Source organism: Jiangella endophytica, assembly GCF_003427025.1.
GTDB classification, from domain to species: Bacteria; Actinomycetota; Actinomycetes; order Jiangellales; family Jiangellaceae; genus Jiangella; species Jiangella endophytica.
The window spans coordinates 141,683-163,911 of sequence record NZ_QVAI01000018.1 but is presented as its reverse complement, the minus strand read 5'-3'; the positions used below and the strand labels follow the sequence as shown (position 1 = coordinate 163,911).

The window sequence follows — 22,229 nt, the reverse complement described above, 5'->3', positions numbered from 1 at the left end:
CCTCTATCGGAGCTCGGAACCAGAGCTGCAGTCCACCTACGACGCCGTGCAGACCCATCGCCTCGACACGGGCCGGTCGCGGACCACCCGGTGATAGCGTCGCCCTCATTTCACGCTGCCCGTCGTGATGCCCTTGACCAGCGGTCGCTGCAGGGCCAGGACGAAGAGCACGATCGGGGCGAAGATGAGTACCGCGGTCGCGCACAGCGGCCCCCAGTTGATCTCCTGGTACGTGATGAACTGCGACGCGTAGACCGTCAGCGTCTGCGCCTCGGACTGGCCGAGCACGAGCGGGACGAGGAACGCGTTCCACACCTCGATCGCGGTGAAGATCGCCGCGGTCGCCATCCCCGGCGCCACGATGGGGATCAGCACCTGCCGGAACAGCTGGAACCGGCTCGCGCCGTCGATGGCGGCGGCCTCCTCGATCTCCACGGGTGACGACCGGAAGAACGCCAGCATCAGCCAGGTCGCGAACGGGATGTTCAGGCCGGTCATGATGAGGACGAGTGGCAGAGAACGGTCGTAGAGACCGACCTCGCTCACGATCCGGAACAGCGGGATGACCAGCACGATGATCGGGATCACCTGCACGATCACCATCAGCGACGCCAGCGTCCGCCGTCCGGGCAGCCGCAATCGGGCGAAGGCGTACCCGCCGAGCGTCGCGATCACCACGACCAGCGCGGTGGCGGCGACGGTGACGATGAACGAGGTGAGTGCCGCCGACAGGAACGCCGGGTTGTCGAAGAGGCCCGAGTAGTTGCTCCACGTCGGGGTGAAGTCGAACGCCCGGTCGGCGCTCGCGATCGCGTCCCGGTTGTTCTTGAGCGAGGTGAGCACGACCCACAGCAGGGGAAAGATCGCGTAGGCCGCCGCGATGCCGAGGACCAGATAGGTCAGGCCGTGTCTGAGGGTTCTCGACCGCCGGTTCATATCTTCGTCAGCCGTACGTAGAGGAAGTAGACGGGGAACATGATCAAGGCCAGGGCCAGCGCGATCGCCGCTCCGTGCCCGAACTGGAAGAACTGGAACGTCGAGTTGTACGCCTCGAGGGTGACGCTCTGGGTCGCGGTCCCGGGTCCGCCCTGCGTCGTCGTGAAGATGTGGTCGAAGATCCGTGCGATGTCCACGCAGCGCACGAGCAACGTGATGACGAGCACGGGACGCAGCATCGGCAGCACGACGTAGCGGGTGGTCTTCCACCAGCCCGCGCCGTCGATCGCCGCCGCCTCGATCGGCTCCTCCGGGAGGCTCGTCATGCCCGCGGCGACCAGGAGCATGACGAACGGGACGTTCATCCAGGAGTCCACCATCACGACCAGCAGCCGGGCGAGGGTGGGATCGGCCAGCCAGTTCGCGTGGATCCCGAACACGCCCTGGATGGCCTGCACCACGCCGAGATCGGGGTTGAACATGAAGTTCCACGTCAGCCCCACCACGGCCGGCGTCAGCAGCATCGGGATCAGCAGGATCGTGCGGGCGATCCTGAATCCGCGCAGCTGCTGGTGCAGGCACACCGCCAGGAGATAGCCCACGACGAACTGCGTGATCAGGCCGGCCAGGACGAAGATCAGCGTGACGCCGAGGGCTCCGGCGAACTGCGCTGTGAACACGGCCTGGACGTAGTTGTCCAGGCCGACGAACGCCGGGTACGGGGCGGTGAGGGTCTGTTCGGTCAGCGACATCCAGACCGCGTAGCCGGTCGGGACGATGCCGACCGCGAGCACGAAGACCCAGATCGGACTGACGTAGCCGAGCGCGCGCAGCGACGCGACCAGCCGCGGCCTCCTGGCGGGAGGGGTCGTGTCCGCCCGGCCCGGCCGGTGGACGTCGACGGCCCCGGCGGGTGGGGCGGCGCTCATCCGCCGTACCGTCCGGCCTGCACGAGGATGTTGGTGAGATCGTCCTGGATCTTCGCCATGCCCTCGTCGAGCGAGAGCTGACCGGTGGCCATGCTGTTGATCGTCTGGCTGATCACCGAGATGATCTGCGCGGTCTCGGGGATCCGCTCGATGGGCGCTCCGGTCTCGGCCGCCGTCCCGACCGCCGTCAGGTACGGCAGCTGGGTGGTGTAGTCGTCGTTCGTGGTGGTCGACGTCCGCGCCGGCGGCGGCGCGCCCGCGTCGATGAAGGCCTTCACGTTGTCCTTGCCCAGCGCCCAGGCGGCGAAGTCCCAGGCCGCCTGCTGGTGCGGCGACGACGGGGAGATCCCCAGCAGCCAGCCGTTGAGGACGTTGATCGAGTCGTACGGTCCGCCCGACTCCATCGGCAGGTCGGCGACGCCGAAGGTCTCCGCGACCGCCGACTGGCTCGGGTCCGCCACGGTGCTGTACCAGCCCGACGCCGCGGTGAGCTGGCCGACCTGCAGTTGCGAGAAGGCGTTGATCATGTCGGCCGACGCGCCGGTGCGTGAGCTCTCCGGCGTGTACTCGACGAGCGACAGGAACCGCTCCATGACCTGCCGGTTGATGTCGGTGTCGAACTGCGGCTCGTAGCTCTCGGGATCGAGCAGGCGGCCGCCGGAGCTGTAGAGCATCTGGTTGTAGTAGTGGGCCGAGACCGCCGGACCGTACGCCGAGGCCCAGCCGTAGTGGCCAGCGGCGCTCAGCGCGTCGGCGTTGCCCACGACCTCGTCCCAGGTGGTGGCCGGCTGCAGGCCGAGCTGCTGGTAGAGGTCGGTCCGGTAGAGCTGCACGACCGGTTCGGTCGACAGCGGCAGCCCGTACGTCGTGCCGTCCTGCTTGGCGTACTCCTGCAGGCCCTCGGGGAAATCGGCGTAGTCGTACTCGTCGTCCTCGCCGAGGAAGTCGTCGAGCGGGAGCAACGCGCTCGCGGCTGCGATCTGGGGCATGGTGAACCCGTCGAACTGCGCGAGGTCGAACGTCTGCTGGCCGGACTGCACGGCCAAGATGATCTTCGTCGGGAGCTGGGCGGTCGGCACCTCGACGAACTCGATCGTGACGCCGGTCTCCGCGGTGTACTCGGTCGCCAGCTCGCGCAGGCCGGTCGCGCTCGGGCTGGCGGAGACGAGCACCGTCAGCTCGTCGGCCGGCTCGTCATCCTGAGGCGTGTCGTCCTGCGCGCCCGGGCTGCCGCAGGCGACGAGAACCGTTGTCGTCAGCGCGGCTGCCGCGGCGAGTAGAAGCCTGACCCTCATCGTCCGTGCCGCCTCTCGTGTCGTCGGTGCGCCACCTGATGTCGGTCCGGCGTGGCGCACATCACGAGAGTGTCAAAAGTTTTCCGAACACGCAAGCACCTCGAAAATAATTTACACCTCGGCAACTCCGGCCGGCGGCGGTCGGGCAGGGCGCGCACCACCGGTCGGCCCGCTGCCCAGAATCGCCCTGCTCGTTCCTGCGTTCCCGGGTCCCGCCTACGCGCCGCTGCAAAGCGACAGGCATCACGGCATCAGCGTGGCGTCGCGTTCCGGATCGGGTCCCGGCTGACAGGTCATGCCACAGGACGTCGACCGGCCTCCTCGCACCGATCGTCCTGGGCGCCTCCAACATCCAGGACGACCCCGACGTCGTCGGAAGCAACCACGACCAGGTCTCAACGCCGGGAGGTCAACGGCACGGCTCTTCGCGCGGATCCGTTGGCGTAGCGGGAGGATTCGACGGAGTCGAATGCGTCGTTGCCGGTAGTGGCCCCGGCCGGGCGGTCCTTCGCGAACTACGCGTTCTGAACCCGGTGGTCTCGTCGTGTGAGGATGGCCGGGTGAGAGCGGAGACCGCGTACCACGATGCCCTGGGCGAGCACTTCGCCGCTCGCGCGACAGGCGGCACCTATAACGCCTATACCGATCGACCGGCCATGCTCGAGCTCGCCGGCGACGTGCGCGGCCTCGACGTTCTAGATCTTGGATGTGGAGCGGGCCATTACGCCGCTGAACTGGTGAAACTGGGTGCCGTGCGAGTCGTGGGCGTCGACGGAAGCGAGACCCTCTTGCGCGCCGCGCAACAGCGGCTCGGCGGCCGAGCCGCCCTGCATCACCACAACCTGGAGGAACCACTGGCCTTCTTGGCGGACCAGTCGTTCGACCTGGCCGTGATGGCCCTGGTCTACCACCACATCGACGCACGAGCACAGCTGCTTGACGAGCTTCGCCGCGTTCTGCGACCTGACGGCACACTGCTGGTCTCCACCACCCACCCCACCAGTGACTGGACCTACTTCGGCGGTTCCTACTTCGCCGACGACCGAGTCGAGTTCCCTGTCGGTGACGGCCTCACCATCAACTACTGGCGGATGACACTTCAGAAGTTCCTCGGCGAGTTCCTCGGCGCCGGCTTCGTGCTGGAAGAGTTGGTTGAACCTCGGGCGACGGAGGAAGCTCGGCTGGTGGATCCTCGTCGATACGACAGGACCCATACCGCACCGACCTTCCTCGCCCTCAGGCTCCGCCGCCCGTGACCGAGCAAGCATCCACGAACTGACCCGTACCAGGAACATCGACGTGGGCCACATCCGGGCCACGCGACCCAGGCGCGCCCCACATCCAAGACACTCTGAACCGCCGCGGGGTTCCGGACACCCCCGGTCGGTTCAGGGCGTTGCGCCACGCTCGGGACTACCCAAATACGTCTGGACGCCCTGAGCCGGCCAGGCGTTTGGCGGACCAGACGCGACCGCGTCGTCTCATGTTGTATCGGGGGTATCCAGCATCCCGGCGATGGCCAGCGTCGTTCGCCAGTTCCGGACCGTCAGCGACTCGTAGACGGGAGTCCCGAGGAGATGTCTGGCGAGACGGCTTCGCGTGGCATGAGCGGTCAATCGGCGGTGGTAGAGGGCCGATTCTCCGGCGTGGACGTCGTCCACGCCGGGGTTGAGGGACACGTGGGGTTCGACGTCGCGTCGCGTAGTTCCCAGGTAGAACCAGACGTCGTATCGGTACGTGTCCGGCTGGTCCCCGAATCTCGGTGGGGCATCCGCGAGTATCGTCCGAAACGCCGCAGCATCACACACCAGGACCCGGATGAGCTCGGCATCCACGGTGAATGCCTGGGGCAGTTCGCGTTCGATGTGTGCGGCAACGTCTTTCGCGCTCGCTTCGGTGTCGAGCACGATGTTGCCCGTCTGGATGTAGGTCCGGACATTCGCGAAGGACGCGGCGAGGTGAACTCGCAAGTCGGCCATCGATACCGTGTTGCGGCCGCCGACGTTGATGCCGCGGAGCAGGACGACATAGCGCATTGGGTCTACCTCCAGTCTGGTTCGCGCCTTCGACGCAGCGTGCCGGAATCCAGGCGTCAGCGTTCGTCCACTTGACGACATCGATGATCTCGGCGCCGGCGGGCCGTGAGGCAGATGGCCAGGTTGGCGAGCGCTCGGCGGGTCTGCTCGGCGACACATGGGCCGACCACCCGGCCGTCGGGTCCCACACCGTTTCTACCCCCCGGATGTAGGTCAGGTCTGCGCCGGCGGGCACCCGGACCGCGCACGTCAATCCCGGACTCGAGTGACGGGACTGCGGATTCATGTGCGTCGGTGGCGGTTCATGACGTGCCGTCCTGCGGGCAGGTGGCGGCGAAGTGTGCGGCGATCTCGTCGCTGGTGGTGAGCCAAATTCCGCTTCGCCCGGCGATATGGGCCAACGCTCGGTCGAGGTATTTCGCTCGGAACGGATGGCCGATGACGAAAGGGTGCAGCGCCAAGGCCATCACGCGGCCGGTCGCGGTCTCCTCGAGCATCTGGTCGACCTGGTCGCGGACCATCACCTCGAAGTCGGGGCCGCTGAGGCCTTTCATCGTGAAGATGCCCAGATCGTTGAGTTCGACCGAGTAGGGCACGCTCATGACTGGAACGTCGGTGAACCAGTAGGGCTGCTCGTCGTTGGTCCAGTCGAGGGAGTAGGTCAGGCCGTGGTGGGCCAGGAGCCGTGGAGTTGCAGACGTCTCCGTCAGCGCTGGGCCCAGCCACCCGCGGGGCCGGGCACCGGTCGCGGTTTCCATCGTGTCGAGGATCGCGGCCAGCTCGGCCTGTTCGGAGTCGACGTCCATGCCGGTGTGGAGTACGGAGTTGGTGCGGCCGTGTGCGACCAAGGCCCAGTCACGAGACAGGCTGGCCTCGATGACCTGCGGATAGTGGTGGACCGCCTCGGAGTTGAGCAAGGCGGTGGCACGCAGCCCGTACGTGTCCAGGAGTTCTGCGACCCGCCAGAACCCCACCCGGAGGCCGTAGTCTCGCCAGCCATAGTTGAGCGGATCTGGGACAAGCTGGGCGGTGGCGTCGTTCAATGCCGTGGACGGCTTGTCGACGTGGAAGTGCTCGATGTTGAGACCGACGTAGAACGCGAGCTTGCTGCGGCCGGGCCACATGACCGGCGGACGGTCGACGATCGGGCTGTATTCGAACAGGTCAAACGTGCTCATGGCTGGATTCTTCAGCCTTCCACGCAATGAAGGGGAGCGATGGTTGGTGCCGCACTCATGGTTCCCCCAAGGCTCGGCAGCGACCGTATGCTGGACGCCGCACGGCGACAGTAGGGAGCGACCGGTGAGTGAGGATCGCGAGACCCTTGCAGACTTCCTGAGGACCCGACGAGCGAAGGTTTCTCCGGCCGATGTCGGCCTTCCGCCCGGGCTGCGGCGTCGCACGCCTGGCCTTCGACGCGACGAGGTCGCTGTCCTCGCCGGGATCAGCGTCACCTGGTACCGGTACCTGGAGCAGGGTCGCAGCGTCCAACCCTCCGACCAAGTCCTCGACGCGCTCGCCCGGGTGCTGCTGTTGTCCGAGGACGAGCGCCGTTATCTGCACCTACTGGCTTCGCGGACGCCCGACCGTCAACGGCCGCTGACGGCCGAGATCTCCGGCGCGGACATCATCCGGCAACTGGTCGTTCTCAACGAGGACAACCCCTACCCGGTCTACGCAGCCGACATCAGCTGCGACCTGCTCGCCTGGAACCCGTCCGCGGACCGCTACTACGACGGCTTCGGTGCGACCGCGTCCGCGGCCCCCAACATGCTGCGCTGGTTGTTGTTCGACGACGAGGCCCGGCGGCGGCTTCCTCAGTGGTCCGCCGACGCATGCGACGTGGTGCACCGCTGGCGGCCACTGGTGGCGGCTCATGGCGACGATCCGCGGGTGCGGGCGAGAATGGAGGAGTTCCGGAACTCGGGAGAGTTCCGCGAATGGTGGGATCAACACGACGTGCAGCTCCACCGCAGCCGGACCAGATTCTTCGAACTTCCCGGACGCCCTACGGAGGCCTTGCGACTTGTCGTCGTGCAAGCGCCGGAGTTCGTCCCCTCTTTCGTGGTGTTCCACGTCCCGACCGACCCGACGCGCAAGGAGCAGCACCACGACACCCGCCGCATGGTGGGCGACGTCGCTGCCGGCCAGCTGTGAGTCTCGGGGTCGGGGCTCGGTCTCCACACCGCCAGTTCGTCGCCGCCAGCGGCCTCTCCGCGCGGAGGCGTCGAGGTCGGTGCAGGAGGTGGCCGAGGCGCTGACCGACTCGAACTGCATTCCAGGAGCCGGGCGGGCTCGCCGCTCAGGTCGAGCGGAGCCCGGGGGTCGCTCCGGCGTCGCGCTGACGTCTGCGTGATCGAGGGTCCGCGCCGGACGTGACGTTACGTCGATACCATGACGCGTATGGGTACCCAGAAGGAGATCGCACGCCGCGCCGGGGTCTCGGTCTCCGTCGTGTCCGCCGTCATCAACGGCACCACGCACACCCGGATGAGCGACGAGACGCGTGCCCGCGTCGAGGCCGTCATCGAGGAACTGGGGTACGTCCCGAACGACGCCGCACGGGCCCTGCGCCGGCAACGCTCGGGGACGATCGCCGTCGTCGTCGAGAAGATCGAGAACCCGATCTACCGCGACATGTTCCACGGTATCTACGACGCCGCGGAGGCGCGCGGGTGGGCGGTCGTGCTGGGCGACGCGCGCTGGATGCGCTCCGGCAGCCACTTCCTCGCGCGCCTGCTGGGGCAGGGTTCGATCGACGGCATCATCCTGCGGAGCGAGGGCCTCATCGACGACGAGGTGCTCGCCCACCTGCGCGCCCGCCCCGCCCCGGTGATCGTCGTCGAGGGGCGTCACGCCCCGGACGGCCGCTGGCTGGCGATCGACGACGCCGCGGCCGGCCGCGTGGCGACGCAGCACCTGCTCGACCTCGGCCACCGGGATATCGAGTTCGTGGGCGGCGAGCGGTGGGTCCCGACGATGGAACGGCACCGGGGTTACGCCGGCGCGATGCTCGACGCCGGCCTCGAGGCGCGTGATGCGATCCCGACCGGCCACGGGTCCGAGGCAGGCGCCGCGGCCCTCCAGGAGGTCATCGACTCCGGCCGCCGGCCGACGGCGCTCGTAGTCAACAACGTGCTCGCGGGCATCGGCATCTACGCGGCGGCTCACGATGCCGGCATCTCCATCCCGGACGACCTCTCCGTGATCGCGATCCACGACGCGGACGTCGCCGGTGACGTCCGCCCCGCGCTCGCGACCGTGCGCATGCCGATGGCCGAGCTCGGGGCACGCGCCGTCGACGCGATCGCGGCGATCCTGGAGGACTCGCCGACGCGGTTCGGCCTGGTCGACGAGCCCGCACCCGTGCTGATCCCGCGCGCTAGCACCGCGCCGCCTCCGGTGTTGCCGCGCCTCTGGTGAGTGGCTGACGCATCGTCGCGTCACGAATTGAGTCACAGCCTTGACGTGACGATGTGTCCTCGGTTACGTTGACGCGACGATACGTCAGCGTCCTCCGTCAAGGGGCGACGCCGGACCGTACGCGGACGCCGCACTCGGAAGGACACTGTTGACCTCCACCACCGCCACGCCCCGCTCCGTGCTCCTGCGCTCGTCGTGGGCGAACGTGAACATCGGCGACGTCGCACACTCGCCCGGCCTCATCGCCGCCCTGCTCGACGCCGAGCCCGATGCCCGCATCACGCTGTGGCCGATGCGCCTCGGCGAGCGCGAGGAGGCGATGCTCCGCCGGGTGATCCCGACCGTCACGATCGTGCGGGGCGACCTCGACGAGGCCGGGGTGCCGACGACGCCGGAGCTCGCCGAGGCGTGGGACTCCGCGGACCTCTTCGTGCACGGCTCGGCGGCGAGCGCCTCGCTGGTGCCGGAGCTGGCCGTGTGGCGTGAGCGGTCCGACCGCCCGTACGGCTATGGCGGCGTGACGGTCGACCCGTTCTCCCCGCCTGCCTGGGGCTCGCTCGAGCGGTTGCGCGTCATGACGCAGGACCTGCCGGCGACGTTCCTCGAGGACGACGCCCGCGCGATCATCGACGGCGCCGAGTTCCTGTTCGCGCGGGACTCGATCAGCCTCGAGTACCTGCGCTCCCAGGGGGCTCGACCCGGGGTGCTCGAGTTCGGACCGGACGGCACGTTCGCCTATCGCTACCGCGACGACGCTGCCGCTGACGCCTTCCTGGCCGCGCTGGGTCTCACGGCCGGGGAGTTCGGGTGCTTCGTGCCCCGGCTGCGCTACACGCCGTACCCGGACATCTACGGAACGGAGCGCACCCGGGAGTTCGACCGCCGGTACGCGATCAACGCCGGCACCGTCGGCCTCGACCTCGACACTCTCGCCGCCGCGATCGCCACCTGGGTCCGTTCCACGGGCCAGCGGGCCGTCGTCGTGCCCGAGATGAGCTACGCGGTGGAGTTGGCACAGGACGAGCTGTTGCCACGCGTCCCGGACGACGTCGTCGACCAGGTCACCGTCCTCGACCGGTACTGGCCGCTCGAGGAGGCGAGCGCCGTCTACGCCCGCGCCCGCGCCGTCGTCAGCATGGAGTGCCACTCGCCGATCCTCGCGTCCGTCCATGGCACGCCTACGCTCTACGTGCGTCAGCCCACCGACACCGTCAAGGGTGAGATGTTCGCCGACCTCGGCGGGACGGACGTCGTCGTCGAGATCGAGCCGGACGGCCCGGAGGGCGCGGCCGCGGCCGTCGAGGCGCTCCTCGAGGACGAGGCGGCATCCCGGGCGACGTCGTCGGCCATGAACGCCGCGGCCGTCGGTCGCCTGCGGGAGGTCGCCCGCACCATCCTGTTCGGCGAGGGGGCAACCGAGTTCACCCGAGGGGACCGGGAGGCAGACCTTGTCCCAACTCGCTGAACGACCGCCTCGGAAGTCCGTGCGGAAGGGCTCGTCGCCGGCGGCGACCACCCGCCCGGCGCGACGCCCCGGCCAGACCCTCGCCCGCTGGCGGCGGGACCGGCTTCTCCTGCTGCTGGCCACCCCGGGCGTGCTGGTGGTGCTGTTGTTCCACTACCTCCCCTTGCTGGGGAACGTGATCGCGTTCAAGGGGTATCTGCCGTTCTTGACGATCTCGGAGAGTCCCTGGGTCGGCTGGGACAACTTCGAGGTGATCTTCTCGGGTGACCCACTGTTCCTGAACGCGTTGACGAACACGTTGATCATCACGCTGATCCAGGTTCTGTTCGTGTTCCCGCTGCCGCTCGCGCTCGCGCTTCTTCTCAACGAAGTCATCTCCGAGCGGCTCAAGCGGATCGTGCAGTCCGTCCTCTACATGCCGCACTTCCTGTCCTGGGTGATCGTCGTCGCGTTGTTCCAGCAGATCCTCGGGAACGCGGGCATGGTGAACACGCTCCTGCGAGAGCACGACATGACGACGTTCTCCATCATCGGCGTGCCGGAGCTGTTCGAGGTCCTGATCACCAGCCAGGTGATCTGGAAGGACACCGGGTGGGGCACGATCATCTTCCTGGCTGCCATCTCGCGGGTCGACACCTCGCTATACGAGGCGGCGGCGATGGACGGCGCCGGCGCGCTGCGGCGCATGTGGCATGTCACGCTGCCGGCGATCCGGTCGGTGTTCATCCTGCTGCTGATCCTGCGGCTCGGGGACGCCCTCACGGTCGGCTTCGAGCAGATCATCCTGCAGCAGGGCGCGGTCGGCGCGACGGCGAGCGAGGTCCTCGACACCTACGTCTACAACCACGGAATCGTCGGCGGCAACTGGGGCCAGGCGGCCGCCGTCGGCCTCACGAAGGGTGTCATCTCAGTGCTCTTGGTGCTGGGTGCGAACAAGCTCGCGCACAAGTTCGGTGAGCGGGGGGTGTACCACAAGTGACCACGACCTCTCCCCTGGGGCTCGGGACCAAGCCACGAAAGGCGAGGCCGTCGACGTCCACCGGGCGCCCGGTCTGGATGGGGCCTCCGAACCGGGTGCTGACAGCCATGCGCGGCCTCATCCTGACGATCGGTTGTGCCGCCGTCATCCTCCCTTTCCTCGCCGTGGTCTCGACCTCGCTCGCCACGCAGGCGGAGGTGACCGAGAACGGCGGTTTCGTGCTGCTCGTCCGTGAACCGAGCCTCGCCTCCTACCAGGCGATCCTGTCCGGCGGCGTGGTCACCCGGGCACTGGTCATCAGCATCCTCGTGACCGTCGTCGGCACGCTGCTGTCGTTGGCATGCACGATTGGGCTCGCCTACGCGCTGTCACGGCCCGGATCCCTCGGCTCACGCCCGATCTTGCTGGCAGTGCTCTTCACGATGCTGTTCAGCCCCGGCATGATCCCGATGTATCTCGTGGTCAAACAGCTCGGCCTGCTCGACAACCTGTTCGCGTTGATCCTTCCGGTGCTCATCAACGCCTTCAACGTCATCGTCATGAGGGAGTTCTTCCTCGACATCCCGGACGAGCTCATGGAGAGCGCCCGCATCGACGGTGCGAACGACCTCACGATCCTCGCGCGCATCGTGTTGCCGCTGTCCAAGGCCGTGATCTCCGTCATCGGGCTGTTCTACGCCGTCGGCTACTGGAACGCGTTCTTCAACGCCCTGCTGTACATCAGCTCGCCCGAGAAGTGGCCCCTGCAGCTGGTCCTGCGGACCTACGTCGTCAACGAGACCCCGATGGGTGTCGACCAGGTCTCCGCCGGCTCCGACAGCCTGCCCCCGCAGCTGTCCATCCAGATGGCGATCCTCGTCATCTCCGTCGTCCCCATCCTCCTCGTCTACCCGTTCCTCCAGAAGCACTTCACCAAGGGGCTCATGATCGGCGCCGTCAAGGGCTGACCACCTGTTCTTCATCCCGTCCTCGATGTAGCGGAAGGAATCCCATGTCCGGCACTATCTCTCGTCGTAGGTTCCTGGGCGCCACCGGCGCTTTCGCGGCGATCGGCCTGTTGGGGGCCTGCTCAGGCTCGCCGAGTAGTCAGTCGCCGAATGGAGGATCCACCGGTGGCGGTGGTGCCGGCGACGGACTGCTGCCGACGTTCCGGCCATTCGACAAGTTCCCGCCCGACCTTGCCTCGAGCAACCCGGATGTGTCCCCCGGCTACTTCTCGTACCCGGCTCCACCCACGGCGGTGACCAGTGGGGTTCCGGCATCCGGTGATCCGATTCGGGCGCTGACCTTCACCTATGATCCGGTCGCTCCGGAGCTTTCCCACAACGCGCTGTGGCAGAGCCTCAACGAGGCGCTCGGCACCGAACTGGACCTGGAGTACACCCCCGCGGCGGAGTACAACGCCCGGTTCGCGACCACGATCGCCGGCAACGACCTGCCCGACCTCATGGCGATCAAGGGTCAGCAGCAGCAGATGCCGGCCATGCTGGCCGCGAAGTTCACCGACCTCACCGAGTACCTCTCCGGTGACGCCGTGCTGGATTACCCGAACCTCGCGGCGCTGCCGACGCCGGCCTGGCTGAGCACCGTCTACGACGGCAAGCTCTGGGGCGTGCCGGTGCCGCGCTCGCTGATCGGCAACGTGCTGTACACACGTGCGGACATGCTCGAGCGGGCGGGCCTGTCCTTGCAGCCGGAGTCGCTCGAGGAGTTCACCGAGATGGCGCAGGCTCTCACCAACGATCGGGAGGGCCGCTGGGCCTTCGGACAGACGCCCCTGACGGTGCTGCTCGAGACGAACGGCATCGCGAATCTCTGGTCGGTCGACGGCAGCGGCGCCTTCACCTTCAACGCCACGCTGCCGGGGTACGAGCAGGCCCTGGCCGACGCGGTCGCCCTCAACGACCTGGGGGTCGTGCACCCGGACGGCAATGCCGTTCAGAACACCCAGCGCAACGAATGGATGATCGCGGGCACGACCGCGTTCCAGATCGGTCTTTACGCAGGATGGCCCAAGTTCTACGTGCAGGGAGCCGACATCGAGGGATTCCGCCTCACGGGCATGCTCTCACCCGCACGCGAGGCCGGCGGGGAGATGGTGCGCACGGCCGGCCCCTCGATCTCGCACTTCTCGGCGGTCGCCAAGCAGGACGACCCGGAGCGCCTCGCCGAGATCCTGCGGGTGCTCGACTGGCTCGCCGCGCCTTTCGGCAGCACCGAGTACATCACCCGGCGGTTCGGCAAGGAGGGTGAGACCTTCACCTTCGACGGTCCGGATCCGGTGCTCACCTCGCAGGGCATCAACCAGGCGACGCTGCCGGTGCGGTACATCACGGAGAACTCGCCGGTCATCTTCGAGTCGCGCAACGAGCAAGCCGTCCGGGATCAGTTCGACCACCAGGAAGCGGGTCTGCAGTACACCGTGCCCAACCCGACGGAGGGGCTCTACTCCGAGACCGCCGTCAGCGAGGGTGCCAGCGCGCAGCAGGCGCTGACCGCCACCGAGGTCGAGATCGTCCTGGGAAACCGGCCGGTCTCCGATTGGGGCGCCGCGGTCGAGAGCTACATGTCCGCCGTCGGCAACACGATCAAGTCCGAGTACGAGGAGGCGTGGGCTCAGCTCAACGGCTGACGCCACGGATGGTCCGGCGGCGAGTGCGTGCTGGTCGGCCACATGTGGTGGCCGACCAGCGCGCCGTCAGGTGTGACCGCCGCCGGTTGCTCGGTCGCGCGGGGTGCTGGTGAAGCACCGGGTGGACACCTTCACAGCAAAGGAGTCACGGAGATGCAACGAAGCACTTCTCGGCGGAGGCGCGGTCGTGTCCATGCGATCGCCGGCGCGACAGTCACGCTGGCCGTGGTGGCGACGGGACTGTCGTCGGTGCCGGCCGCTGCGTCCGACATGTCGGATCTCGGCGAGCTGCTCGACCTGACCCGTCCGGAACTCGCCGGCGTCGCGGCAGAGCTCGCGGCCGGCGATGAGGCGGGCGCCGCCGACGAGCTCAAGGCGTATTACGCGGGCCGCACGGGCATCGGGTACCCGACACCGGGAGCGGCGGGAGTCGGCGACGCGACTGCCGACGAGCTCGCAGCTGGGATCTTCCGGTTCGGCACCGAGACCCGCGACTTCTACGACGACGCCGAGCAGAGGATCGACGTCGACTGGCAGGACACCTGGGGCGGGACGGAGACCGCCCCCGGCAGCGCACAGGTCCTGATGAGCGACTTCGCATTCATGCCCACACTGGCGAGCGCCTACGTGAAAGAGGACGACCCGGAGAAGCGCGCGGCGTATGCGAAGGCGTGGATAGAGATCTCACTGGACTTCTTCGCGGACAACCCGAGCTGGCCGCAGGCCCGCAATCTGTCGGCCGGCAAGCGGATGAGCCAGCTCATCAGCGCGTTCTCCGTATTCCGGACGGAGCCGACCACCGACGCGGGCGACCTGGTGACGTATCTGTCCGGCGTGCACGAGACGACCGACATCCTCACGCAGGTTCTGCAGCGACATGTCGGAAACAACTGGTACATGTCGATGGCCCGCTCGATCTACTCCGCGGGGGTGTACCTGCCCGAGTTCACGGCATCCCTCGGCTGGGAGTCGTTCGCGGTGCGCTCCGTCGAGCGGTTTCTGCGCGCGTACATGCAGAGCGACGGCGTGTATCGCGAGCCGACGTTCAACTATCAGGCCTACGTGGCAGACCTGATCAACACCATGATCGTCGTCGCGGATGCCAATGGGCGGACACTTCCCGACGCGATCATCCAGGCGGCGGACTGGATCGCGGACGTGCTGTTCGCGACCCGGAAGCCGGATCTCGAGGCCGCGCTGATCGGCGACACACCGAACACCGACGCGGGCAGGAGCGCCATTCGGGCGACCGGTGCACGCAACTCGTGGTCCGATTTCACCTGGGTCGCCTCCGGTCGAACCGCGGGGACGACCCCGACACTGGGGTCCACGCTGTATCCGATCAGCTACGCCGTTCAGCGCTCGGGGTGGGACGCCGATGCGCAGTACATGCTGATCAACAACCACAACTCCAGTTACACCGCCTCGCACCGGCATCCGGACGACCTCAGCCTGGAGATGTCGGCGTACGGACGTGCGCTGATCGTCGACTCCGGAGTGGGCGACTACAGCGCGACCCCGACGAACGACTGGATGCGCAGAACGACTGAGGCGCACAACACGATCGAGGTCGACGGAAAGCCGCAGGCCGCCGGCGTCGCCCGCACGATGTCGCTCTGGCGATCGAGCGCGGGTCTCGACGTCTACCGCGGTCAGGCGATGGGCTACCAGCCGATCGCGCACGATCGGGTCGTCTACTTCGTCAAGCCCGGCTTCTGGGTCGTCTCCGACGACCTCACCGGTGACACCGCCGCGCACGACTATCGGCAGCTCTGGCACTTCCCTGGTGACCCGGTCACCGTCGACTCGGCCACGAACGTCGCCACGGTCGGGTTCGACACCGTGCCCGGCACCACACCGGGTGCCGGGGTGCAACTCGTTCCCGTGGCCCCGGCCGGCGTCGAGGTCGCGCCGAGAGTCCACGAGGACGGTGCCGTGCGCGTGGGCGAGGACGTGCTCACGGACGTCGACTACCTGTCCTACGACTGGTCCGCCACCGGCGCCACCGGACTGGACACCATCGTGTTTCCCGGCAAGGCCGGCACGGCGCCCTCCGTGACGGCGGCCCGCATCGAGCTGCCTGGGGTGGATCACTCCGTGGCGACCGCGATGGAGATCGACCTGCCGCACTCGACCGGCCGCTTCTACCTCTCGCGCGAGGCGACGCCCTCGTCGCGGGAGTTCGGGACCGCCGCGACCGACGCCGAGACCGCGTATCTCGAACGTGCCGGGCACGACAGGCTCACGCGGTACGCGCTGACCCGAGGCTCGTCGCTGGTCGACGGCGGGGACACCGTGATCGATGCGTCGGGAGTGGTGTCCGACGTGAGTGTGGAGCTGCGGGGCGCGACCGCCCAGGCCTCGCTCGGGGACCCGTTCACCGGCACACTCACGATCAACGCGCCGCAGGCGAGAGTGGTGAAGGTGAACGGCACCCCGACCGCGTTCACTCGGGCCGGTGACCTCGTCACCGTGACGGTCGGGCCGGCCTTCGCACCGACGCCGGTGCTCGACGAGGAGTTCGAGGACGCGAGCCTGGACCGCACCGTCTACGCCTTCGACAGCGGATTCGAGGGCTGGACGCCGGTGCAGGGCACCTGGGAGCTGGGCGGCGATCCGTCGAACACCACGCTGGCACAGACCTCGAGCGCGGACATGCAGGCGTTCGCGATGCTGCAGGACGTGCCGGATGACGTGATCGTGTCCGCGGACATCGTTCCCGGGACCCGCACCCAGACGACCGCCCGGACCGGCCTGGCGTTCCGCTACCAGGATTCACGCAACTACTACCGAGCCAACGTTCTCAAGACGTCGACCGGCGCGACGCTGCAGCTCGTGAAGGTCTACGACGGGACGTCCACGCTCCTTGCGGAGACCGACGTGGACCTGAACGCCGACGCCGCGCACACGCTGACCGTCTCCGCGGCCGGGCGTCATCTGGTCGCCACCGTCGGCGAGACGTCGATCTCCGCAACCGACGGCCAACTGCCGACCGGCGGGGCCGCGGCCTACACGCATCGGCGGGCCGCGACCTTCGACGACATCACGATCACCGAGGCACTCGATCAGGCGAACTGGCGTGGAATCGGGGGCCAGGTGTCCGTCGGCTCTGGTCAGCTGACCCTTACGCCAGCCGATGGCCGAGCGCACGTGCTCGCCGAATCGACGCTTCCGGAGCGGTTCTCCCAACAGTGCGACTATGTCGCGGAGACCACGGTCACGATCAACGGCGTCGGCACTGCCGGCATCTCGCTGCGCGACACCTCGGACTCCTACGGCTACCGGATCCACATCGGCAGGACGAGCAGCGGTAGCCGATACGCGAGCATCATCCGCGAGGCCCACAGGTCAGGCCCGGTCACGGTGGACACGGTCTCCCTCAGTGACCCGCTCAACGGTCCGGTTCGGCTCGGCGCCGCCGTTCAGGGCGACCGCATCACCGCGACGTTGAACGGCGTACAGATCCTGGAGGGTCGCGACACCGTGGTGCGAAGCGGTGGCGTCGGGCTCTACGCAACCACGCAGAGCACGTTCGACGACCTCACCGTCGCCCAGTCCTGCGAGTAAGCGCGCGCCCATCCACGAGGTCCGGCAGACGACGCTGCACGTGGGTGGTTCGGCGGCAAGACCTGCCGCCGAACCACCCTGCTGTGCCCTCACGACCCAGACGCCCATCGATCCAGAACCGTCAACTCAACCGGAGGACGGATGATCTCGCGTGACCGTGATGGTTCCCGTGCCCATCACACCCGCAGTCGCAACGCCCCGCTCGCCGGTGCCCCCGACACCCGCGCCACCGCCGTCGACCTGCCCGTTCCGACACCGCCCGCGGACATCGCGGCGCTCATCACGCCGGGCCACCCGCGCCTGATGGTCGACGACGCGGCGCTCGCCGGGATCGCTGAGCGCATCGCGCGCGACGACCTCACCGCGCAGTTGTACGACGAGCTGATCGCGCAGGCGGACGCGCTGCTCACCACGCCGGCATCCGAGTATGAGTTCCCCGACGGGCGCACGCTGCTCATCGTCACCCGCGAGGTCCAGTGCCGCCTCTACGCACTGGCGATGGCGTACCGGCTCACGCAGGCCGAGCGGTACGCGGCGCGTGCCTACGAGGAGATGGCGGCCGTCGCCGCGTTCCCGGACTGGAATCCGGAGAGTTTCCTGTCCGTCGCGGAACTCATGAACGCGTTCGCGGTGGGCTACGACTGGCTGTACGGGTACCTCGACCAGGCGCAGCGCCAGGTCGTGCGCGACGCGATCGTCACCTTGGGGCTGAAGCCCGCGATCGCACAGCACGAGTCCGGGGCGACGTGGACCACGAGGACGAACAACTGGAACATCGTGTGCAACGGCGGGACGATCATGGCCGCGCTCGCCATCGGCGTCGAGGTGCCGGAGCTCGCGAACGAGGCGATGCACCTCGCGTTCGACTCGCTGCCGGTGGCGCTCGCGCAGTACGGGCCGGACGGCGGGTACCCCGAGGGCGCCACGTACTGGGGCTACGCCACGCGGTTCCTCGTGCCGGTCATGGCGTCGCTCGAGACGGCGGTCGGTGACGACTTCGGTATCACGGAGATCGCGGGGCTCGACCGCACGGTCGACTTCGGGATCCACATGACCGGTCCGGCGGGCCAGCCGTTCAACTACTACGACGCACCCAGCAACGGCCGCCCCGGGCGGACTGCCGCACACTGGCTCGCCGCGCACTACGGCGAGCCCGCCTACGCGTGGTGGGCCGAGCAAGGTGCCGCGCGGCCCACCACGCGTCCGCTCCCCCCGCTGCACCTGATGTGGCAGGGCCTGATCGATGCCGTGCCGCCGGACGAGGCCGGCCTGCCGCTGGACCGCGAGTTCGAGGCCGTCTCCACCTTCCTCTCGCGCAGCGCGTGGAACAGCACCGCGAACTTCTTCGGGTTCAAGGCGGGGAACAACGCGACCAGCCACGCCGACCTCGATCTGGGCACGTTCGTGCTCGACGCGCTCGGTACACGGTGGGCCACGGAGCTCGGGCCGGAGACCTACGCCCTGCCCGGGTACTGGTCGGCCGGTCCCGAGGGCCGACGCTGGACCTACTACCGCAAGCGTCCCGAGGGACAGAACACGCTCGTCATCAACCCCGACGCGACGCCCGGTCAGGCCGTCGACGCGAGGGGGACGATCGTGGCGACCGGCTCGAGCCCGGACGCGAGCTTCGCCGTCGCCGACCTGTCGGAGGCGTACACGGCACAAGGCGTGACGAGCTGGCAACGCGGCATGGCGCTGATCGACGGCCGGACCCGCTTCGTCGTGCAGGACGAGGTCACGGCGTCCTCCCCGGTCGAGGCGTGGTGGTTCATGCACACGTCCGCCGGCATCGACATCGCGGCTGACGGCCGGTCCGCCGCGCTCACCCTCGACGGCCGGCAGCTGCGAGCCGTCCTGCTCGATGCGCCCGACGGCGCCCGGTTCTCGGTCATGGACGCCGTGCCGCTGCCGACGTCGCCGAACCCGGACGGCCAGACGCCGAACCCCGGCATCCGCAAGCTCGTCATCACGGGGCCGGAGGCGGCGCAGTTCCGCCTCAGCGTGCTCCTCGAGCCGCTGCCCACGGGCGTGCACGGGCCGGAGCCCGCCGTGACGGACCTCGCGGACTGGGCGGTGGCACCCGCCCCCGATGTCGCCCCGGCGGACCCGCGCTCCCGGCCATGACCGCGGACGGGGCCGACGGCGCGCGTCACGGTCGAGCAGGCCACTGCGTGGAGAGATCGCGGTCGTGGAGCGCGAGCAGCGCGAGCGGTCCGGATCAGCTCCTCAGTCGAGGCAGAACTCGTTGCCCTCCGGATCGGTCATGACGATGAAGCCGACGCTCTGCCACGCGTCGGGTTCGAAGCGCCGGACCCGCGTGGCGCCGAGGGCGACGAGCCGCTCGCACTCGGCCTCGAGCGCCGCCATCCGCTCGTCTCCCTTCAGGCCGGGTGCGGCACGGACGTCGAGGTGGACGCGGTTCTTGGCGACCTTGTCCTCGGGCACCTGCTGGAAGAACAGCCGCGGGCCGTCGCCGTCGGGGTCCTCGACGGCGGAGCTGCTGTTGCGCTGGCTCTCCGGCACCTTCATCTGCTCGAGGAAGTCGTCCCAGGCGGCGAGCGGGTCGGCGCCGTCGGGGAGGTCGACACCGGGCGGGGAGGGGTGGACGTAGCCGAGCACGTCACGCCAGAAGATCGACAGCGCGCGTGGGTCTTGCGCGTCGAAGGTGACCTGGATCTGCCGGCTCATGGGCCGCTCCGTTCCGTCGTCGGGATGCGTACGGCGTCAGCCTGACACGGAAAGCGGACAGGATCGGTCCGCTGAGTCGGTCTACTGTGGGTCGCATGTCCGGCGACGACGACCTCGGCACGACGGAGCGGGTGCTGACCCTGCTCGGGCTGCTGCAGCAGCGTCAGATGTGGACGGGGCCGGAGCTGGCCGAGCGGCTCGGGGTCACGCCGCGCACGGTCCGGCGCGACGTCGAGCGGCTGCGTGCGCTCGGCTACCCGGTGCGTGCCGCCAAGGGTCTCGGCGGCGGCTATCAGCTCGGCCCGGGACAGGACCTGCCGCCGCTGCTCCTCGACGACGAGGAGGCGATCGCGACCGCCGTGTCGCTGCTCGCCGGGGCGGGTGGCGCGGTCGCGGGCGCCGGTCCCGCCGCGCTGCGGGCGCTGACCAAGCTCGACCAGGTCCTGCCGGTGCGGCTGCGGCACGAGGTGCGGGCGCTCACCGGCGCCATCGAGGCCTTCGGCGGCGGCCGGACGCCGGTCGACCCCGACGTGCTCATGGCCCTGGCCCGAGCCTGCCGCGACGAGGTCGAGGCCGGCTTCGGCTACCCGTCCGGCGACGAGGTGCGGCAGCGGCGGGTCGAGCCGTACCGGCTGGTCGCCTCGGACCGACGCTGGTATCTGTTCGCCTACGACCTCGACCGTGACGACTGGCGCACGTTCCGCGTCGACCGGATGACCGACGTGTCCGCCCGGGCCTGGCGGTTCCGGCCTCGTCCGGCGCCCGACGCGGCCACGTACGTGCAGGAGAGCGTGGCGAGCCGGGTGTACCCACACCAGGCACGCTTCCTCGTCCACGCCCCGGCCGACACGGTGCGGGCGCAGGTCCCGGCGTCGGCGGCGGTCGTGCGGCCGCGGGGGAGCGGGCGCAGCGAGGTGCTCAGCGGCGCCGCCGACCTCGACCGCGTGCTGATGCACGTCGTCCTGCTGGGCCACGAGTTCGAGGTCATCGACCCGCCCGAGCTCGAGCAGCGGTGCCGGGTGCTCGCCGAGCGACTGCGGGCAGCCGCAGGTGCCGGACCCGGCGGCAACGGCTAGATGTGCGCGGACGTGTGGATGTTGTCCGAAACGGTCCGGAGGCACATCAGTTGCACCCAGCCTGGGCCGATGGTTGGCGACGCCGGGCATCGCCAACCATCGACGGTCGCGACCGAACACGTGCCGGGCTCGACGGGCGTCGAGGTTCAGTCGTCCGGGCCTTCGAGGTCACCGGCGCGCGGGTTGGGTCCCTGCGGGTTCGGCCCGGGTCCTGATGCCGGCAGGCCGAGCGATGTCTTGACGTGGCGGTTGTCGACGGGGCGAAGGCCGCGGCGGTCGTACACCCAGGCATCGAAGTAGTTGACGGGTGCGACCAGCGGGACGCCGAAGTCGTCGAGGACGGACATCAGCTTCGGCACCTCGTCCTCCTTGACCGCGTCGTGGAGGCCTCCGAAGAGGTCGAACCCACCGCGGGCGCCGAGGTGATGGGGCATGCGGTATCGCGGACCGACGGTGGGAATGACGACGCGCGCCTGAGTGACGACCCGTGACTCTGGTTGCCACACGTCGAACGTGCGCAGGTCCGCGGCCTCCATCGCGTGCCCGAGGTTGCTGAGTGGCGCGCCGCGGTTCTCCTCGTCGACGATGTGTTCCTTGGTGAGCTCCGGCCTGCCTGCGCCGCTGTCGGACAGGAACATCGTCAGGACCTGGCCCGCTGCGTCGATCTTGAGCCGGAAGCCGAAAGGCTCGATGCCAGGTGACTTCAGCGACCGCCGAACGTCTCCAGCAGAATCGCCCGCTCGGCCTCGGTGAGGTTGGTGCTGATCAGGGTGGCGTCCCGTCCGTGGAACCGCTCGCCCAGCCGGTCGACGTCCGCGTCCTCGGTCACCATGAACAGCGCCGAGGTGCCGGGAACGACCTCGGTACGGATGCGTTCGAGGTCGCCCTGGGTGATGCCGGTCCCGTCGGTGGCCTTCGCGAGCGCGCCGATGCCGGCTCCGATGATGGCTCCGGCGACGGGGATCAAGAAGAGAGCGCCGCCGAGGATTCCCCAGAGCGCACCCCAGCCGGCACCCCGCTTCGTGCTGTCGTGCGTGTGCTCGAGCGCGGGCTTCTCCGCACCTTGCCGCCAGCTCAGCACCGCGTGGTCGACGATCTTCACGACCCCATCGGCCTCGGCGGCCTTCAGCGACGCTGCCGCCCGGGCCGCGCCTTCCGGATCCTCGAACTTCCAGACCGTGAACGTGGTCATGGTTTCCTCCT

Annotated in this window: 18 protein-coding genes; 10 read left to right on the top strand and 8 right to left on the bottom strand. The window is 68.7% G+C overall.

Features of this window, described 5'->3' with window-relative positions; genetic code table 11:
• Nucleotides 1–105: 105 nt before the first annotated feature.
• Genes DZA62_RS28575 through DZA62_RS28565 form a run of 3 tightly spaced genes read right to left on the bottom strand, consistent with a single transcriptional unit; the run spans nt 106 to nt 3,160 of the window.
• Nucleotides 106–936 (bottom strand): carbohydrate ABC transporter permease, encoded by an 831-nt coding sequence (locus tag DZA62_RS28575; protein ID WP_116952348.1) that lies wholly within the window; start codon nt 934–936, stop codon nt 106–108.
• Complete coding sequence (locus tag DZA62_RS28570) at nt 933–1,865, bottom strand: carbohydrate ABC transporter permease (protein ID WP_116952347.1); 933 nt, start codon at nt 1,863–1,865, stop codon at nt 933–935. Before DZA62_RS28570 ends, DZA62_RS28575 begins: the two co-directional genes overlap by 4 nt.
• Nucleotides 1,862–3,160: an ABC transporter substrate-binding protein gene (locus DZA62_RS28565; RefSeq protein WP_116952346.1), complete on the bottom strand. Its 1,299-nt coding sequence runs from the start codon at nt 3,158–3,160 to the stop codon at nt 1,862–1,864. The genes DZA62_RS28570 and DZA62_RS28565 overlap by 4 nt, the downstream gene beginning before the upstream one ends.
• Nucleotides 3,161–3,720: 560 nt before the next feature.
• On the opposite strand from DZA62_RS28565, the gene DZA62_RS28560 reads away from it, so the two are divergent.
• Nucleotides 3,721–4,416 carry a class I SAM-dependent methyltransferase gene (locus DZA62_RS28560; protein WP_116952345.1) on the top strand — a complete coding sequence of 232 codons (696 nt, stop codon included), beginning with the start codon at nt 3,721–3,723 and terminating at the stop codon, nt 4,414–4,416.
• Between the two features lie 225 nt (nt 4,417–4,641).
• Here the strand turns inward: DZA62_RS28560 and DZA62_RS28555 are convergent, their stop codons facing one another.
• Together DZA62_RS28555 and DZA62_RS28550 are read right to left on the bottom strand one after the other, a co-directional pair.
• Nucleotides 4,642–5,196: a DUF1697 domain-containing protein gene (locus DZA62_RS28555; RefSeq protein WP_157987967.1), complete on the bottom strand. Its 555-nt coding sequence runs from the start codon at nt 5,194–5,196 to the stop codon at nt 4,642–4,644.
• Between the two features lie 302 nt (nt 5,197–5,498).
• Entirely contained in the window at nt 5,499–6,374 is an 876-nt protein-coding gene (locus DZA62_RS28550) for a polysaccharide deacetylase family protein (protein WP_116952343.1), read from the bottom strand.
• Between DZA62_RS28550 and DZA62_RS28545 the strand changes: the two genes are divergently transcribed.
• The 8 genes from DZA62_RS28545 to DZA62_RS28510 all read left to right on the top strand — a co-directional run bounded on the left by DZA62_RS28545 (nt 6,373) and on the right by DZA62_RS28510 (nt 19,386).
• Nucleotides 6,373–7,353, top strand: a complete 981-nt coding sequence (locus DZA62_RS28545) for a helix-turn-helix transcriptional regulator (RefSeq protein ID WP_116952364.1) — start codon at nt 6,373–6,375, stop codon at nt 7,351–7,353. The two genes, DZA62_RS28550 and DZA62_RS28545, sit on opposite strands and share 2 nt — an antisense overlap.
• Before the next feature lie 246 nt (nt 7,354–7,599).
• Nucleotides 7,600–8,619 carry a LacI family DNA-binding transcriptional regulator gene (locus tag DZA62_RS28540; RefSeq protein WP_198664296.1) on the top strand — a complete coding sequence of 340 codons (1,020 nt, stop codon included), beginning with the start codon at nt 7,600–7,602 and terminating at the stop codon, nt 8,617–8,619.
• A 148-nt stretch (nt 8,620–8,767) separates the two neighbouring features.
• Entirely contained in the window at nt 8,768–10,084 is a 1,317-nt protein-coding gene (locus tag DZA62_RS28535; RefSeq protein WP_116952341.1) for a polysaccharide pyruvyl transferase family protein, read from the top strand.
• 19 nt (nt 10,085–10,103) lie between these two features.
• The gene (locus DZA62_RS28530) at nt 10,104–11,063 is read left to right on the top strand and encodes an ABC transporter permease (RefSeq protein ID WP_198664295.1); all 960 of its coding nucleotides are present in this window, start codon (nt 10,104–10,106) and stop codon (nt 11,061–11,063) included.
• Nucleotides 11,064–11,140: 77 nt separating this feature from the next.
• Nucleotides 11,141–12,010, top strand: a complete 870-nt coding sequence (locus DZA62_RS28525) for a carbohydrate ABC transporter permease (protein WP_116952339.1) — start codon at nt 11,141–11,143, stop codon at nt 12,008–12,010.
• A gap of 293 nt (nt 12,011–12,303) precedes the next feature.
• Nucleotides 12,304–13,695 carry an extracellular solute-binding protein gene (locus DZA62_RS28520; RefSeq protein ID WP_198664293.1) on the top strand — a complete coding sequence of 464 codons (1,392 nt, stop codon included), beginning with the start codon at nt 12,304–12,306 and terminating at the stop codon, nt 13,693–13,695.
• A gap of 228 nt (nt 13,696–13,923) precedes the next feature.
• Nucleotides 13,924–17,262 carry an alginate lyase family protein gene (locus DZA62_RS28515; RefSeq protein WP_198664292.1) on the top strand — a complete coding sequence of 1,113 codons (3,339 nt, stop codon included), beginning with the start codon at nt 13,924–13,926 and terminating at the stop codon, nt 17,260–17,262.
• 141 nt (nt 17,263–17,403) lie between these two features.
• Complete coding sequence (locus DZA62_RS28510; protein ID WP_116952336.1) at nt 17,404–19,386, top strand: DUF4962 domain-containing protein; 1,983 nt, start codon at nt 17,404–17,406, stop codon at nt 19,384–19,386.
• Between the two features lie 102 nt (nt 19,387–19,488).
• On the opposite strand, the gene DZA62_RS28505 is transcribed toward DZA62_RS28510, so the two are convergent.
• The gene (locus DZA62_RS28505; protein ID WP_116952335.1) at nt 19,489–19,950 is read right to left on the bottom strand and encodes a VOC family protein; all 462 of its coding nucleotides are present in this window, start codon (nt 19,948–19,950) and stop codon (nt 19,489–19,491) included.
• 95 nt (nt 19,951–20,045) lie between these two features.
• Here DZA62_RS28505 and DZA62_RS28500 point away from each other — a divergent pair, with 95 nt between their 5' ends.
• Complete coding sequence (locus tag DZA62_RS28500) at nt 20,046–21,026, top strand: helix-turn-helix transcriptional regulator (protein WP_116952334.1); 981 nt, start codon at nt 20,046–20,048, stop codon at nt 21,024–21,026.
• A 146-nt stretch (nt 21,027–21,172) separates the two neighbouring features.
• Here DZA62_RS28500 and DZA62_RS28495 read toward each other — a convergent pair whose 3' ends face one another.
• Both DZA62_RS28495 and DZA62_RS28490 read right to left on the bottom strand, forming a co-directional pair.
• Nucleotides 21,173–21,664 carry a hypothetical protein gene (locus tag DZA62_RS28495; RefSeq protein ID WP_116952333.1) on the bottom strand — a complete coding sequence of 164 codons (492 nt, stop codon included), beginning with the start codon at nt 21,662–21,664 and terminating at the stop codon, nt 21,173–21,175.
• A 65-nt stretch (nt 21,665–21,729) separates the two neighbouring features.
• Nucleotides 21,730–22,218, bottom strand: a complete 489-nt coding sequence (locus DZA62_RS28490) for a DUF1269 domain-containing protein (RefSeq protein ID WP_116952332.1) — start codon at nt 22,216–22,218, stop codon at nt 21,730–21,732.
• Nucleotides 22,219–22,229: the final 11 nt, after the last annotated feature.

Excerpts from the sequence above, each read along its gene's own strand:
- DZA62_RS28575 (WP_116952348.1), bottom strand. The coding sequence starts at position 936 with ATGAACCGGCGGTCGAGAACCCTCAGACACGGCCTGACCTATCTGGTC.
- DZA62_RS28570 (WP_116952347.1), bottom strand. The coding sequence starts at position 1,865 with ATGAGCGCCGCCCCACCCGCCGGGGCCGTCGACGTCCACCGGCCGGGC.
- DZA62_RS28565 (WP_116952346.1), bottom strand. The coding sequence starts at position 3,160 with ATGAGGGTCAGGCTTCTACTCGCCGCGGCAGCCGCGCTGACGACAACG.
- DZA62_RS28555 (WP_157987967.1), bottom strand. The coding sequence starts at position 5,196 with ATGCGCTATGTCGTCCTGCTCCGCGGCATCAACGTCGGCGGCCGCAAC.
- DZA62_RS28545 (WP_116952364.1), top strand. The coding sequence starts at position 6,373 with ATGGCTGGATTCTTCAGCCTTCCACGCAATGAAGGGGAGCGATGGTTG.
- DZA62_RS28550 (WP_116952343.1), bottom strand. The coding sequence starts at position 6,374 with ATGAGCACGTTTGACCTGTTCGAATACAGCCCGATCGTCGACCGTCCG.
- DZA62_RS28540 (WP_198664296.1), top strand. The coding sequence starts at position 7,600 with ATGGGTACCCAGAAGGAGATCGCACGCCGCGCCGGGGTCTCGGTCTCC.
- DZA62_RS28525 (WP_116952339.1), top strand. The coding sequence starts at position 11,141 with ATGGGGCCTCCGAACCGGGTGCTGACAGCCATGCGCGGCCTCATCCTG.
- DZA62_RS28510 (WP_116952336.1), top strand. The coding sequence starts at position 17,404 with ATGATCTCGCGTGACCGTGATGGTTCCCGTGCCCATCACACCCGCAGT.
- DZA62_RS28505 (WP_116952335.1), bottom strand. The coding sequence starts at position 19,950 with ATGAGCCGGCAGATCCAGGTCACCTTCGACGCGCAAGACCCACGCGCG.
- DZA62_RS28500 (WP_116952334.1), top strand. The coding sequence starts at position 20,046 with ATGTCCGGCGACGACGACCTCGGCACGACGGAGCGGGTGCTGACCCTG.
- DZA62_RS28495 (WP_116952333.1), bottom strand. The coding sequence starts at position 21,664 with ATGTTCCTGTCCGACAGCGGCGCAGGCAGGCCGGAGCTCACCAAGGAA.
- DZA62_RS28490 (WP_116952332.1), bottom strand. The coding sequence starts at position 22,218 with ATGACCACGTTCACGGTCTGGAAGTTCGAGGATCCGGAAGGCGCGGCC.